The 15,228-nt window shown below is 45.4% G+C and carries 10 protein-coding genes; 4 read left to right on the top strand and 6 right to left on the bottom strand.

Annotation, left to right across the window (positions count from 1 at the left end):
* Window positions 1-28: 28 nt before the first annotated feature.
* Entirely contained in the window at window positions 29-1,054 is a 1,026-nt protein-coding gene (tsaD, locus tag WA381_RS17460; RefSeq protein WP_039219843.1) for a tRNA (adenosine(37)-N6)-threonylcarbamoyltransferase complex transferase subunit TsaD, read from the bottom strand.
* 524 nt (window positions 1,055-1,578) lie between these two features.
* Here tsaD and rpsU point away from each other — a divergent pair.
* The 4 genes from rpsU to rpoD all read left to right on the top strand — a co-directional run bounded on the left by rpsU (window position 1,579) and on the right by rpoD (window position 6,749).
* Window positions 1,579-1,794, top strand: coding sequence for a 30S ribosomal protein S21 (gene rpsU, locus WA381_RS17455; protein WP_012517258.1), 216 nt, complete (start codon window positions 1,579-1,581; stop codon window positions 1,792-1,794).
* A 229-nt stretch (window positions 1,795-2,023) separates the two neighbouring features.
* Complete coding sequence (locus WA381_RS17450) at window positions 2,024-2,470, top strand: GatB/YqeY domain-containing protein (protein WP_012517256.1); 447 nt, start codon at window positions 2,024-2,026, stop codon at window positions 2,468-2,470.
* A 189-nt stretch (window positions 2,471-2,659) separates the two neighbouring features.
* Window positions 2,660-4,438 carry a DNA primase gene (gene dnaG, locus WA381_RS17445; protein ID WP_039219851.1) on the top strand — a complete coding sequence of 593 codons (1,779 nt, stop codon included), beginning with the start codon at window positions 2,660-2,662 and terminating at the stop codon, window positions 4,436-4,438.
* Between the two features lie 478 nt (window positions 4,439-4,916).
* Entirely contained in the window at window positions 4,917-6,749 is a 1,833-nt protein-coding gene (rpoD, locus tag WA381_RS17440; protein WP_014948265.1) for an RNA polymerase sigma factor RpoD, read from the top strand.
* Window positions 6,750-6,915: 166 nt separating this feature from the next.
* Here rpoD and WA381_RS17435 read toward each other — a convergent pair whose 3' ends face one another.
* From WA381_RS17435 to WA381_RS17415, 5 genes are all read right to left on the bottom strand, one after another.
* Window positions 6,916-8,535, bottom strand: coding sequence for a methyl-accepting chemotaxis protein (locus WA381_RS17435; protein WP_156085933.1), 1,620 nt, complete (start codon window positions 8,533-8,535; stop codon window positions 6,916-6,918).
* 143 nt (window positions 8,536-8,678) lie between these two features.
* Entirely contained in the window at window positions 8,679-9,878 is a 1,200-nt protein-coding gene (locus WA381_RS17430) for a hypothetical protein (RefSeq protein WP_014948263.1), read from the bottom strand.
* Between the two features lie 34 nt (window positions 9,879-9,912).
* Window positions 9,913-10,317, bottom strand: a complete 405-nt coding sequence (locus WA381_RS17425; protein WP_156085932.1) for a phosphate ABC transporter substrate-binding protein — start codon at window positions 10,315-10,317, stop codon at window positions 9,913-9,915.
* 530 nt (window positions 10,318-10,847) lie between these two features.
* Window positions 10,848-13,955 carry an efflux RND transporter permease subunit gene (locus tag WA381_RS17420; protein WP_061439554.1) on the bottom strand — a complete coding sequence of 1,036 codons (3,108 nt, stop codon included), beginning with the start codon at window positions 13,953-13,955 and terminating at the stop codon, window positions 10,848-10,850.
* A gap of 14 nt (window positions 13,956-13,969) precedes the next feature.
* A complete protein-coding gene (locus tag WA381_RS17415) occupies window positions 13,970-15,019 on the bottom strand; it encodes an efflux RND transporter periplasmic adaptor subunit (RefSeq protein WP_061439553.1) in 1,050 nt (349 codons plus the stop codon).
* Between the last annotated feature and the right edge of the window lie 209 nt (window positions 15,020-15,228).

The following is a 15,228-nucleotide window of genomic DNA, read 5'->3' as shown; positions in this document are numbered from 1 at the left end:
CGCCTAATTACCGGTTTTTTATGAATACCTAAATCGCCGATAAAGTATCAAGGGGCCAGCGCGGCTTGGCTTGTGAAGACAAGGCCAAGGTTTCCCCAGCTTTCAAACGCTGCATGCCCGCATAGGCAATCATGGCACCATTGTCTGTACAATACGCTAAGCTAGGATAAAACACCTCACCTTTTAGCTCTTGCATCAGGGCTTTCATCTCACTGCGCAACATTGTATTTGCACTTACGCCGCCAGCAATAACCAAACGCTTCATACCAGTCTGCTTTAATGCTCGCTTACATTTTATAATAAGCGTATCAACGACGGCTTCTTGAAACGCGTAGGCAATATTGGCTTTAATTTGCTCAGCATCACCACCGGTTAGGTCAGCATCGCGAATGGTGTTTGCCGCAAAGGTTTTAAGACCGCTAAAGCTGAAATCTAGTCCTGGTCTGTCGGTCATCGGGCGAGGAAACTTATAGTGTCCCGCTTCTCCCTTTTCAGCCAATTTTGCTAAAAGAGGGCCGCCTGGGTAATCAAGGCCAAGTAGCTTGGCGGTTTTATCAAAGGCTTCACCAGCGGCATCATCAATAGACTCACCAAGTACTTCATATTGACCAATGCCTTCGACTTTAACTAGCATTGAGTGGCCACCTGAAACCAATAACGCAACAAAAGGAAATTCAGGTGCGTCGTCTTCAAGCATAGGCGCTAATAAATGCCCTTCCATATGATGAACGCCCACTGCTGGCACATTCCACGCGTAGGCCAATGAACGCCCGACAGACGAACCCACTAACAATGCCCCTACTAAACCTGGGCCTTGGGTAAAGGCAACACCGTCAATGTCCGACGGTTGTGTGTCGGCGTCTTCCATAGCCTTTTCAATTAAAGGAATGATCTTTCTCACGTGGTCCCGTGAGGCAAGTTCAGGTACTACGCCACCATAGTCGGCGTGCAGCTTAACTTGGCTGTATAGCTCGTGCGACAGCAACCCTTTTTCATCGTCGTAAACGGCGATGCCAGTTTCGTCACAAGATGTTTCTATTCCTAAAATACGCATGGGGAGTAACCCTTTTACTACTAACTTCAATGCCTAGTTTTTGGATCTGCTACCGTCTGCTTAATACAAAAGGTCTTCGTACCGTTGTTGCAAACCACATTGTTAACGCGAATACCAAAAACTGACTAAATAATTCTGGCGATCTGGCGGGATCATCTTTATGATCCCGCCGCAATCATAATACTACCCTAGTCAGGATTACCCAATTTCACACTTTTGATCACAATCGTCTTTCAAAAGGAAATTGAACAAGAAAACATTCTGAAAAGGGCGCTTACTACGAGCCGAGTTAAACAACCCGGTGCTTAACGAGCGCAGAGTTTACCTTTAATCCTGCATTCATGGAATGCCAGTGAACAGGTAAATGAACGGTAAATGCACAATATTGGCTATTTTTTGGCAATTCATCCTTTACTTTCTCTGTAGATATGATTAGAATTTCGCACCATTTTTAACCCGGGTGGCCTTTTTAGCGCACAATTTTACCCGGATTTACACAGTAAAAGTTTTGAGGTGAGTGTTTAATGCCTATCGTTAAAGTTAGAGAAAACGAGCCGTTTGATGTGGCGCTGCGTCGTTTTAAGCGTTCTTGTGAAAAAGCAGGTGTTCTTTCTGAAGTTCGTCGTCGTGAATTCTTCGAAAAGCCAACTTGGGAACGCAAGCGCAAGAAAGCTGCCGCTAAGAAGCGTCATCTTAAGAAGCTAGCTCGTGAAAACGCACGTCGCGTAAAACTCTACTAATATAGGGTTAAGTAACGAGTCTGAAAGGTGTTGCAATTGCAGCACCTTTCGCGTTTCTGGGCCTCTATTTTTTGGCCTTATTCTTAACGACTCCATTTTTTCCTTTTCCAAATGGTTGCATTTGATTTTCAACCTGGGGCTTAATAATACTATTCCTCATAGATCATTACTTTCTCAGTGGGCAATGATCTATGCGGATTGGTATAACTAATAAAAATCAGGAAACATCATGGCACTAATTGACGATTTAAAAGCAGCGCAAAAAGATGCGATGCGTGCAAAAGAAAAAGTACGTCTTGGTACTATTCGCATGGCAATGGCTGCCATTAAGCAAAAAGAAATCGATGAACAAATTACGCTAGACGATAGCGCAATCTTAGCGGTACTAACCAAAATGGTTAAGCAGCGCCAAGACGCGGCTGCACAATATGACGCAGCAAACCGCGACGACCTAGCTAGCAAAGAACGTGAAGAAATCACTTACATTGAAGATTTCTTACCTCAGCCTTTGACTGACGATGAGCTAAATGCACTTATCGACGAAACCATGGCTGCGACTGGAGCATCGGGTATGCAGGATATGGGTAAAGTCATGGGCGCCTTGAAACCTAAGGTTCAAGGCCGCACCGACATGGGTGCTTTGAGTGCAAAAATTAAGGCGCGTTTGAACGCTTAAACTCTGCCCTTTCGTAAAAGTGAAGCGTGTAGAAGGTGTGCATTGTCACACCTTCATTGTTCTCATTTTTATACTTCCCTGTTACAGTAGATTACTGTTTTCGTAATGTTGTTGCCTGTCGCTTGAAGCGCAGTTACGACTTGTGCTTTTCTCATTCTTTTTTAACTAACCCTTTTTGAAAGTACCCTCATGGCTGGAAAGATACCTCGCGATTTTATAGACGACTTGCTGTCACGTACCGATGTGGTAGAAGTGGTAGATAGCCGAGTTAAACTTAAAAAAGCAGGTAAAAACTACCAAGCGTGCTGCCCTTTTCATAACGAAAAGTCGCCATCTTTCACTGTTAGTCAAGACAAACAGTTTTACCACTGTTTCGGCTGTGGCGCTCACGGTAACGCTATCTCGTTTATTATGGAATTCGACCGCTTAGAATTTGTCGAGGCCATTGAAGAGCTAGCGCGCTATCACGGGCTTGAAGTCCCCCGTGAAAAAGGCAGTCGCCCTGCCATGAGCGAAGAGAAAAAGCAGCAACAGCAAGACGATTATGCAGTCATGGAGCAAGTTGCGCGCTTCTTCCAGCATCAGTTACGCCAAAATGGTAATAGCAAAAAAGCCATCGACTATTTGAAAAACCGTGGGTTAAGCGGCGATATCGTTAAGCTATGGGAAATTGGCTACGCGCCAGACAGTTGGGACGCACTGCTAAATACCTTTGGCAAAGATCCACAGCGCGTCAAACAGCTGGTCGATTTAAAGCTAGTCAATAAGAATGACCAAGGACGTACCTACGACTTCTTCCGCGACCGCATTATGTTTCCTATCAGGGACAAACGGGGTCGTGTGGTGGGTTTTGGTGGCCGAGTATTAGATGACGGCGGCCCTAAATACTTAAACTCGCCAGAAACCCGCATTTTCCACAAAGGCAGTGAGCTCTTTGGCTTTTATTCTGCCAGACAAAAAAATCGTAGCCTGGATACCGTCGTTATTGTAGAAGGCTACATGGACGTAGTGGCACTCAGTCAGTTCGATATTAATATTGCTACTGCTGCGCTAGGTACAGCTACCACGCCTGAACATATTCAAATGCTGGTTCGCGCTACGTCTCACATTGTGTGTTGTTACGACGGTGACCGCGCTGGTCGTGAGGCCGCATGGCGCGCGTTAGAAAACGCCCTACCCGCACTAAAAGACGGCGTACGTATTTCGTTTTTATTCTTACCCGATGGCGAAGACCCTGACACTATGGTGCGTCAGGTGGGGAAAGATGCGTTTATGGAGATGCTAAATGACGCCATGCCTTTATCCCGCTTTTTCTTTGAAAACTTATTAAAGACGCACAATGTGGGCACGCCGGAAGGTAAAATTGCCCTTAAGAAAGCGGCAATGCCGCTTATCGAGAGCACATTAGGTGATGATCAAAAGCAAATGCTGCTGGAAGAATTAGCCAAGCACACTGGCGAGTTCGATCGGTTTAAACTTCAGCAAGATATCACCAAAGCCAATCAAGGTTCGAAGCAAGCTTATTCTCCGAATCGCAATCAAGTAAACAAGCCTAAACTGTCACCGCTTCGTATGCTGATACGCTTGCTGCTTGATAAACCTGAATTAGCCACACTATGTGAAGACGTTCAAATTGATATTTTTGCGGGCAGCAACGCTGCTGGCATGGATTTATTACGCGATGTGCATCGCTATTGCGTGAGTCACCCTCAAGCAAAAACCGCGCAGCTTGTTGAAAATTTCCGCGACCATCCCCATTCTTCTACTATCGCGAAATTATTGTTACAAGAACACTTGGTTAAAGACGAGGATGCTGAACGGGTTTATAACGACAGCTTCGCTCGCTTACTGGACGGGCATTTCGATAGCCGCATTGAAACCTTAATTTCACGCTCGCGGGTTCAGCCGCTGACACAGGCGGAAAAACAGGAATTGAACCTGCTTATGAGGGAAAGACAGAAGAGTTAACCTTGGGCAAACTGACCTAGAGGTTAGCCTGTTCTTCTGTAGGCTTTTGCATAAGGCTTTTTTAAACGCTTGTGTTAGTGAGATTGAGTTAACGAGATTAATTTAGCAAGAATACGCGCTGTAAGTATGTGCTGTTTCATAGCTTAAAAACACTGGCTAAAAAATCGGCCATCAATCTGGTAAAACCACCGCTTATTCTGCTATACTGGCTAATTCGCTGTGGACACAGATAAACGTGTCTCATTCACTATAAAGTGAACAAAAATACAGCAGCACGAGTAGCAAAGATATAGCCGAACATAACGGGCAGATCCGAACCCGAGCAGATGTGCATCGCAACATAATGGTTTAGACCAGCGTGGCATCGAGCATTAACGGCCTTGATACAAAAGCAGTACTACAGCAGAACGGGGAACATACCTAGACGTATGTTGTCTTTTCTATTGCAAACTAATTGAATGTGAGAAGTGTAGGTTATATGGCGCAAAGCAAGCAGTCTCAGATTAAACTCCTGATTGCAAAAGGTAAAGAGCAAGGTTACTTAACCTTTGCAGAAGTAAACGACCACCTGCCGCAAGATATTGTCGATTCTGATCAAATCGAAGACATAATCCGCATGATTAACGACATGGGAATTCAAGTTTCTGAATCAGCTCCTGATGCAGACGAACTTCTCATGCAAGAAGCGAATGCTGATGAAGATGCTGCAGAAGCGGCAGCTCAGGCACTAGCTACTGTAGAAAGTGAAATTGGCCGTACGACCGACCCAGTTCGCATGTACATGCGTGAAATGGGTACGGTTGAACTTCTTACTCGCGAAGGCGAAATTGAAATCGCTAAACGAATTGAAGATGGTATCAACCAGGTACAATGTTCAGTTGCTGAATACCCAGAAGCTATCACTTATCTATTAGACCAGTGGGATCTTTACGAAGCAGAAGAAATTCGCTTGAGCGACATCATCTCTGGCTTTGTTGATCCTAACGATGAGCAAGACCTTGCTCCAACGGCTACTCACGTTGGTTCTGAATTATCTGAAGAAGAGTTAGATGATGAAGACGACGATGAAGATGATGACGATAGTGACGAAGACGATAGCGGTGTTGACCCAGAGTTAGCCCGTGAGCGTTTCACTGAGCTTCGTGAGCAATACCTTAAAACTCGTGAAGTTATCGAGAAGAAAGGCCGTGCTCATGCTGACTCTCGCACGCAAATCAATGCATTAAGCGATGTTTTCAAAGAATTCCGCCTAGTTCCAAAACAGTTCGATCGCATGGTTAAGAACATGCGTGAGATGATGGACAAAGTGCGTATTCAAGAGCGCCTAGTAATGAAGTTCTGCGTGGTTAACGCAAAAATGCCGAAGAAAGACTTCATCAAAGCATTTGCGGGCAACGAAACGTCTAATGCATGGTTACATGAAGCAGTTAAATCAGGTGCACCATACGCCGCTGACCTTGCTGTAAATCAGGAAGAAATTGAGCGCTGTATTAGCAAGATGAACCAAGTTGAACAGGAAACTGGCTTGGTGATCGCAGATATCAAAGACATCAACCGTCGCATGTCAATCGGTGAAGCGAAAGCACGCCGCGCGAAGAAAGAAATGGTTGAAGCTAACTTACGTCTTGTTATCTCAATTGCTAAGAAGTACACCAACCGTGGTCTTCAATTCCTAGACCTTATTCAAGAAGGTAACATTGGTCTAATGAAGGCGGTGGATAAGTTCGAATACCGTCGTGGTTATAAGTTCTCAACTTATGCAACGTGGTGGATTCGTCAGGCGATTACTCGCTCTATTGCTGACCAGGCGCGTACTATCCGTATCCCTGTTCACATGATTGAGACGATCAACAAGCTTAACCGTATCTCTCGTCAAATGCTTCAGGAAATGGGTCGTGAGCCTACCCCTGAAGAGTTGTCAGAGCGCATGTTAATGCCTGAAGACAAAATTCGTAAGGTACTTAAAATTGCTAAAGAGCCAATCTCGATGGAAACCCCTATCGGTGATGATGAAGATTCACATCTTGGCGACTTTATCGAGGACAGCACGATTATTCAGCCCCTCGACTCAGCAACTGGCGGTAGCTTGAAAGATGCAACGCAGGAAGTATTAGCAGGCCTAACAGCCCGTGAAGCAAAAGTACTTCGTATGCGCTTCGGTATCGACATGAATACTGACCACACCCTTGAAGAAGTAGGCAAGCAGTTTGACGTAACCCGTGAGCGTATTCGTCAAATTGAAGCGAAAGCACTTCGCAAACTTCGCCACCCTAGCCGTTCTGAGCAGCTACGCAGCTTCTTAGACGAATAGAAAAAGCATTGCTTTGACTAAAAATCCCCAGCCTTGGCTGGGGATTTTTTTATGCCTTCGTTTTATCCTAATTCCGCTTAACGCTAGTAACAATGACTTTTGAAATGTAATTGGCGCCTACAAAAAAGCCTCCTTGCGGAGGCCCTAAATAGCATTTGATAAGGTGTTATACTCTAAATTGCTTCGCAATTGACTCAAGGTGCTGCGCCAGGTCAGCAAGCTCATTACACATGCTGCCTAATTCACCTGAACGGCTCGCTGTTTGCTCGGTACGCTCATGAATTTCATCAACGTGACGAACTATGTCAACCGCTACAGTGCGCTGGTCTTCGGTATTGTGCGCAATTTGCTCGTTCATTTGGTTGATGCGCCCAATAGTACTGGTAATGGTTTCTAGACTGCTTCCCGCTTTATTAGCCGTCTCTACACTGCTAGTTGCTTGTTCGGTACCACGAGACATTACCTCTACCGCTGAGTGAGCAGCATTTTGAAGCTGTTCAATAGTACTTTGAATTTCTTCCGTAGACTGCTGTGTGCGCGATGCTAGCGTTCTCACTTCATCTGCGACTACCGCAAAGCCTCTACCCTGCTCACCCGCTCTTGCGGCTTCAATGGCGGCATTTAGTGCTAACAGGTTGGTTTGCTCTGCAATACCTTTTATCACATCCAGCACCGAGCCAACTTTATTAGAATCAGACTCTAAACGGGCTATAACGTCAGCGGTTTCGCGTACGTTCTCAGCAAGCTGCTGAATACTGGTAACGGTTTGCTGTACGATTTGACGTCCTTCACTGGCCGCTGTTGTCGCTTTGTTAGCGTCGCTTGCCGCCTGCGCTGCGCTATGTGCAACACCGTCAACAGAGCCACTCATCGTATCTACCGCACGCTTAGCATTGGTTGCGGACTTTTGCTGTACATCAATAGTGCGCTGAGTTTCTTCCGTTACACCGCGTAAGTTCTGCGCTAGGTTTGATAGCGGTAAACTCGCTTCTACCACATCACGCACTACGCCTTGCAGTTTGTCCATGAATTGGTTGAACCAATACACCAATTCGCCAATTTCATCTTCGCTTTTGGTTTCTATACGAACCGTTAGGTCACCGTTTTCTTGAGCAATATCTTTCAGGGAACGAACCACGTCATCAATACTTTGCTTAATGCCGCGAACAATAGGTACCGCGGTTCCAAACAGCAATACAGTCACAACCACGGCTAAAATGACGCCTGTGCTAATTAACGAGGTATTGGCACTGTCTGTGTTTTTAAATGCTTCTTCAAATGCCGCCTGTTGAGCATCACGAAATTGAGACATCGCAGCGATGGCACCATCGTATGACAGATTCATTTGGGCTGAGAGTTCGCCTAAACGACTGAAGTCGGCAGTGCCGTTGACCATAGACTGTGATACGTCGTAGGCAACATCGAAATAATTATCAAAGCCTGAGGAGATGCGGGAAATTTCACTACGAAACTCAGGGCTAATAGAAGCAATTTGGTTTAAGCCGCTTTTTGCTTCTTCGGCGAGCTCTTGCGCCATAGTAAGGGTGTCTTGATCACCAGTGGTCACTGCGCTCGCAAGGGTATCGCGAACCTTTTGCATATCAACTAAGGTCGATGCTGATAGTTGAAGGGCAGGAAATTGAACTTTCTGAACTTTTTCTAGCGTTGCACCATTATTGAGTGCGGTATAGACAGTGATAAGCAAGTAAATAATAAAACTTAGCGCTGCGATCCCCGGAATGAGGAAAATCTTTGTCGCAATTGGCATTTTTTTTAAAAAGTTCATCAGCTATCCCACTGTTTTTTATAATTGCTTAACTACGTTTCAGTTTTACCTGAAAAAACATCATATCTAATTTATCTACCCAATAGCTAAAATCTTTAATGAAATTATGGCCTCGCACCAAAATGCAAGGCCATAACGAGTAGTTAGAACGTATAGTTTACGCCTACTTTAAGCAGTGTTGCATCATTTAGATCGTTTAGATCATCTGAATACCAAGTTACGTCAGTTTTAAGTGCAAAGCCTGGCTCAACGTCGTAACGAAGACCAACAGTAACTGCAGATACATCTAGCTCCTGTTGAGCAGCAATACCTGCCGCAGTTTGGTAAATACCCGGCGAGCCATTTGCGCCGTTCCACGTAGCATCAACCACGGCATCACCTGTCGCAATCGTAGCAGGCAATGCAGCAATTAAACCTAGCTGAGTACCATTATCCGCTTCTTCAACTTCGTAAGTAATATGTGGTGTAAACTTGCCAAAGCGCATACCCGCCGTAACGTACCATGCTTTATTATCGGCAATAACAGAGCCATCAACTTCTGTTTGAGTGAATTCTGCACCCACAAACCAATCGTACTTATCGATATCAACAGCAACTTCAAAGAAGGTACCTGTATCTTCGTTAACACTCAGGCCTTCAGCGGCTAAAGACGCCGCAGGAATAAAGGCACCATATTGATTTAAACCACCAACAAATGTGTCAAAGTCAGCATTCGCAGCACTTGTTTTACCACGTGCTAGCAAAGTACGCGCACTGAACCAATCACGTGTTGCTTCAAATGAAACAGCGACCACGTTTTCCAATTCTAACGCAGCAGGCGTTCCTGAAATGGTGGTATCAGCCTCAACACGACCAACGGTAAACTGTGCGCCATATTCCCAGTCACCTGAGTAGTTCATGTAGTCAACACGAACACCGTCAATGTTGTTGAAGTCAATGCCGTATACAGCATCTGGTGGTGTTAGCCAGTGATACGAGTAACCGATATCTAATGACGCAGAGTACTTAAATAAAGGCATGCGAAGACGGCCTGCACTGATGTTGAAGTTGTTGTTCAACATATAGGTCATGTACGCCCATTCAAAATCGGCGTCGTAATCTTCACTACCACGGCCAACCAGCTGGGCGGTCGCAGAGAGCTTATCGCTAACATCACCACGAACCTGAAGGCCAAATACACTTGCAGGGTCGAAGTTAAAGTCGCTGTCGTAATCGTACACTGACTCGTCATCGTCTAGTGTCATACCACCAATAAGGTTTGCAAAGCCGTTGATTTGAATATCAGCCAGTGCCGGAGTAGCTAACAGGCCAGCCATAGATAAGATAGCAAGTTTGGTTTTCATGCGTGTTCCTTAAATTCTTTGTATAAACGGTCAGTTAAAAGGTAGCGACTACTCGTACGCTGTCGTTAACAGCGCTAGCGTCGACGTAACCAATTGCGCCAGGGTTTCCTGCTACTGCAGATACAACTTCTGCATCGCTACCCAGAGCTTTTGGTGGTTGACCTTTACCGGTAAATACTAGTTTTGACCAAAACGCAGTTAATTGTGCTGCGGTTTTGTTTAATACCTTGCCGTTAAATTCATCGGTGGCAGATTGGCCTTCAGCTAACGCAACTGGCTCGGCTTGCGTACCGCTTGGAAACGCCTTTGCTTTATTTAGAAATAAACGGCTAATACTATCTTTATCGAGGGTGTCAGCGTTACTTGGATGAACAATAACTGCTACATCGGCAAAAGCTACGTTACAGCACAAACCTGCTGCAAGTATCCATTTCTTCATGATATGTCCTCTAGAGTCTGTTGAATGCTTGCTCTTCGCTTTTAACTTTCTTGCTAACCCGTTTGCACGGAAAGTGGAGCTTTTAAACGGCTTGAGACAAACATGTGCGTGTGTGCTCATACTCATACAACGGGGTAAGTATTGGTCACAATTGCCATATTCGCCAATTTGAGCGTGAAAATTTTAGCGTTTAAAAATTAATGACTTATACAAGCGTTTGATTTTGGCGCGAAGTGTAGATGAAGTTGTAAGTTAAGCAACTATACAAATGTCTAATACATACCTTTATGTATTATGGCCACAAATAAGAATTTATGATGAGAGCAATAAAAAGCAAATTATTTTTTCTTATTCAGTAGGTTAAGGGAGTTCATCACAAAACGCTTAGTGATAAGCGCTGATATTTACGTATATAAAAACATACGCGAAAGATAACCCTTACAGCCCCTACTGTATGTTTTTTAACCAGATCTTGTTGAGCGTGTATTGAAGAAAATAAAGGATAAGCGGGGCTTGTACCCCGCTATTGGTTAGGATTCGCCTTTTTTATAAGGGATTGACTGCTCCAGCTTCTCTATCTCCATTGTTCGTTGAAGTGGAGAACCGGTGTTTCTGGCCAGCCAACTGTAAGCGGTGGGAACAACATAAAGTGTCATGAAGGCAGAAACGAGAACACCAGAGAAAATGACCATGCCTATAACCATTCTGCTTTCTGCTCCTGGTCCAGACGCCAGTACAAGTGGTAAGGAGCTAAATATCGTAGTGAAGCCCGTCATTACGATAGGACGTAGGCGCTGCGCGGCTGCGCGTTTAAGCGCATATTCAAACTCCATACCGGCATCGCGTAGTTGGTTTGCAAACTCGACAATAAGAATACCGTTTTTTGCAGCAAGTCCAATTAGCATAACCAAACCAATTTGACTGTATATATTGATCGTCATATCGCTAAAGAATAGCCCGATATAGGCTCCAACAAGCGCCAGCGGCACGGTCAGCATGATGACTAACGGGTGTACCCAGCTTTCAAATTGCGCAGCCAATATTAAGTAAGTGACAGCGAGTGCCAGCATAAATACATATACAAATGAATTACCCGCTTCCTGATACAACTGTGACTCGCCTTTGTAATCTATTGATACATTGTCAGGCAGTTCTGTACTTACAATGTTTTCTAAATATTCAAGTGCCTGCCCTAGCGTATAACCGTCCGCCAAGTTGGCAGAAATAGTGACTGCACGCATTCTGTTGTAGCGATTTAACTGTGCTGACGTGGCTTGCTCTTCAAACGTGAGTAAATTGTCCATCGGAATGAGTTCGCCAGTGCGGGATGAGCGCACGTACAAATTTTCTATGCTGTTAGGGCTTCGGAAATCTTCCTCTATACCTTCCATGATGACATCGTATTCTTCGCCCCTATCAAGGAATGTTGACACCCTACGCTGACCCAGCATCACTTCCAGTGTGCCACCAATATCGCTAATTGATACTCCCAGATCAGCGGCCCTGTCGCGGTTAATATTCACCAATAGCTGTGGTGAGGTTTCTTTATAATCGGAGTCTAGGCGAATGAGACTTGGGTTCTGCGCTGCCTTTTGTAGAACAATGTCTCGCCATTCAACCAGATTTTCGTAGGTATCGCCTTGTAAGACGAACTGAACAGGACGACCGAGGCCTCCTCCGGAAATCCCGCTGCGCATGATGGCAAAAGCACGAACGTCAGGCACGCTGTTAAGTTTGGCGCTGATTTCATCCATGAGCGAAAATGTACTGAAATCTCGCTCATCCCAGTCTGCTGACCCCACAATTGCGATACCCGCATTACCGCCAAAACCAGGTGTTCTAACCAAAAGGCGATTAATTTTCCCACTCTCGCGGTAAGGCATTAAGATACTTTCAATCTTTTCGAGATTCTTTGCGTTACTTTCGAAACTAGCCCCTTCCTGCGCGTTCATCAAAATGAAGAAATTGCCTCTGTCTTCTTTGGGAACGAACTCACTAGGCACTTTTTCAGAAAGCTGTACCAATGCAACGATAGCAATAGCAAGCATAAGCAGCATCAGAATGGGCTGATGCAACGTTTTACCTAGCGTATTGAAGTAGCCGTTCTCAAGTTTAGAGAACTGCTTGTCCATCCAACTTCCAAAGCCAGACGATCGGGTTCTTTTTTTAAGGATTTTCGACGCCATCATGGGCGACAACGTAAGTGCGGTAAAGCTTGAAAACGCTACCGCAGTAGCTATGGCCAATGCGAACTCCGTAAATAGCCTTCCAATGTTGCCCTCAAGGAAAACCAACGGTACAAACACAGAGATAAGCACCAGCGTTGTTGCAATAACCGCAAACCCAACTTCTTTAGCGCCGCGGTAGGCGGCCAAAATAGGTGGTTCGCCCATTTCTATGCGTCGGTAGATGTTCTCAAGCACAACTATGGCGTCATCCACCACCAAACCGATGGCTAGCACCATAGCAAGCAGGGTAAGAAGGTTGATCGAAAACCCCAGTGCATACATCACGATAAAAGCGGCAATAATAGAGACGGGTACGGTCACTGCCGGAATCAACGTGGCGCGAATATTACCTAGGAAAAGGTAAATAACGATCACCACCATTAGCATCGCTATACCTAAAGTCTCATATACTTCATCAATCGAGGCCTCAATAAATACCGACGAATCATAGCTGGGTACAATAAAAATATTATCAGGAAGGGTGGCTTCTATTCTTTCAATTTGCGCTTTCGCTGCACGGGCAACGTCTAAGGTGTTGGCTTTGGACTGCTTAATAATACCGAGTCCAATCATATTGACGCCATCACCACGAAACTCGGTTTCGTCATCTTCTGCGGTTAATTCAACATGGGCTATTTCGCCAAGCCGCACAAGATAGCCGTTGTCGCCCATCGCAACCGTCAGCGCGGCAAAGTCGTCAGGTGTAAGAAAGGTTCGCGCAACCCGTACTTCAAAGTTACGGTCAGTACTTTCCACTTCCCCCGCTGGCAATTCCACATTCTCGGCGCGAATGACTTGCTCTACATCGTTTACCGTAATACCTCTTGCCGCCATTGCATTGCGGTCTAAGAACACTTTCATGGCATAGCGCCTGCCTCCCCCAATTTGAACTCGGGCGACACCATCGACAATTGAAAGCCTATCCACTAATACGCGCTCGGCGTAGTCAGTTAGCTCCATGGTATTTAGGTTTGTGCTTCGCAGGTTGTACCATACCACGGCGCTTTCATCGGAATTTGCTTTAGACACCTCTGGAGGATCAGCTTGGTCAGGCAAGTTATTGAGTGCGCGACTTACTCGCTCGCGCACGTCATTCGCCGCAGCATCAATGTCACGAGAGAGCTTAAATTCAATGGTAATGTCTGAACGACCATTACGAGAGGTCGAGGTAACGTTTTTTATCCCCTCTATACCCGATATTCTATCTTCCAATAGCTGGGTGATCCGAGTCTCAACAATATTAGCCGATGCCCCTGTATAGGTCGTACTCACCGAGACAATCGGTGGGTCGATATCAGGGTATTCACGCAAACTCAACATGGTAAAAGCGACGATACCGAAAATGATCAGCAGTAAATTAATAACCGTTGCGAAAACAGGGCGCTTTACAGAAACGTCTGACAATAACATGACGATATGCTCCCTTAGCGGTTTAACACATTAACCGGAGATTGGTCGCGTACCCGAAGCGTGCCTTCGCTAATGACCTCATCGCCTTCGTTTAACCCACTAACAATTTGCACCAGCCCGGGACGACGCTCACCAATTACCACTTCGGTTTGATGTGCAACGTTATCTTTGACGACATACACATACTGCTTGTCTTGAACGGGAACCAGCGCCTTTTCCGGCAATACCAAAGTATTCAGCACACGCTTTTCAACAATTACGGTAAGCAGCATACCTGGGCGTAGACGATTATCTTGGTTGTCTATCGTCGCACGTACCCGAATAGAGCGGCTAATCGGGTCGAGTCGCGTGTCAATGTTAGAGATTTTCCCTGTAAACTCTTCTCCTGGGTAAGCCACCGAGGATGCACTTAATGCCTGCCCTTTAGCCACGCTTGCAAGATGGTTTTCAGCGATACTGAAATCGACCTTAATTAGACTGATGTCATCTAAAGTCGTGATAGTGTCACCAGGTTGCACCAAAGAGCCGATACTGATTTCGCGATTACCTAATAGTCCGCTAAATGGCGCGCGTATCTGCAAGTCATTCAGCTGAGCTAGCGCAATATCTAGCTGAGCTTGTAAGGCTTTAACCCGTGCTTGCTGCTCGTCAAGAAGTTGTTCAGAGGTAGCGTTTGACTGACGCAAGTCAGAAATTCGCGTGAACTGGCGTTTGGCCTCATCAATATTCGCCTTAAGTTCCTCTACCCTGGCGCGTTCTTCCGTATTATTTAGCTGAACGAGTAACTCGCCTTCGGTGGCTTTATCGCCGTCTTCAAAATTAATCGTTTTTACGGTATCGGTGACTTGTGCGGTAATATTCACCGACTCGTTGGCGGTAGCAGTACCTAATGACTCAATCGTAATGGGGAATGCCTGTGATGATACCAAGGCTGTTTTTACCGGCGTCGCCCGCACGCTACTATTACTCGCGCTCTCTTCTTCGGGCATATTCAAATACACTACAACACCTGCAAGTAGTACTACGCCAAGCAACAAAGGCGATAAAGATAATCGTGAAGACATAACCTTTCCTATAGGTAAAAAGTATCCCATCACGTATTTTTCAAAACGTTTAGGATACTCAAGTACACAAAATCCGCTTACGATTCTTCGCAAGCGCCGCTATACGTTAAGATTGTGTACTGCGTTATTATTTTTATACCATATATGGACCCTCTCCGATTGCAAGACACCGTGTTGATTTAATAACGTGATTCATTGCTGCCATATAT

The organism is Alteromonas sp. CH_MED4-4 (genome assembly GCF_037029575.1).
Classification (GTDB): Bacteria; Pseudomonadota; Gammaproteobacteria; order Enterobacterales; family Alteromonadaceae; genus Alteromonas; species Alteromonas macleodii.
Note: the sequence above shows the minus strand (reverse complement) of the source record. Positions and strands in the feature narration are given on the sequence as shown.

Excerpts from the sequence above, each read along its gene's own strand:
- WA381_RS17450 (WP_012517256.1), top strand. The coding sequence starts at position 2,024 with ATGGCACTAATTGACGATTTAAAAGCAGCGCAAAAAGATGCGATGCGT.
- tsaD (WP_039219843.1), bottom strand. The coding sequence starts at position 1,054 with ATGCGTATTTTAGGAATAGAAACATCTTGTGACGAAACTGGCATCGCC.
- WA381_RS17435 (WP_156085933.1), bottom strand. The coding sequence starts at position 8,535 with ATGAACTTTTTAAAAAAAATGCCAATTGCGACAAAGATTTTCCTCATT.
- dnaG (WP_039219851.1), top strand. The coding sequence starts at position 2,660 with ATGGCTGGAAAGATACCTCGCGATTTTATAGACGACTTGCTGTCACGT.
- WA381_RS17425 (WP_156085932.1), bottom strand. The coding sequence starts at position 10,317 with ATGAAGAAATGGATACTTGCAGCAGGTTTGTGCTGTAACGTAGCTTTT.
- rpsU (WP_012517258.1), top strand. The coding sequence starts at position 1,579 with ATGCCTATCGTTAAAGTTAGAGAAAACGAGCCGTTTGATGTGGCGCTG.
- WA381_RS17430 (WP_014948263.1), bottom strand. The coding sequence starts at position 9,878 with ATGAAAACCAAACTTGCTATCTTATCTATGGCTGGCCTGTTAGCTACT.
- WA381_RS17420 (WP_061439554.1), bottom strand. The coding sequence starts at position 13,955 with ATGTTATTGTCAGACGTTTCTGTAAAGCGCCCTGTTTTCGCAACGGTT.
- rpoD (WP_014948265.1), top strand. The coding sequence starts at position 4,917 with ATGGCGCAAAGCAAGCAGTCTCAGATTAAACTCCTGATTGCAAAAGGT.
- WA381_RS17415 (WP_061439553.1), bottom strand. The coding sequence starts at position 15,019 with ATGTCTTCACGATTATCTTTATCGCCTTTGTTGCTTGGCGTAGTACTA.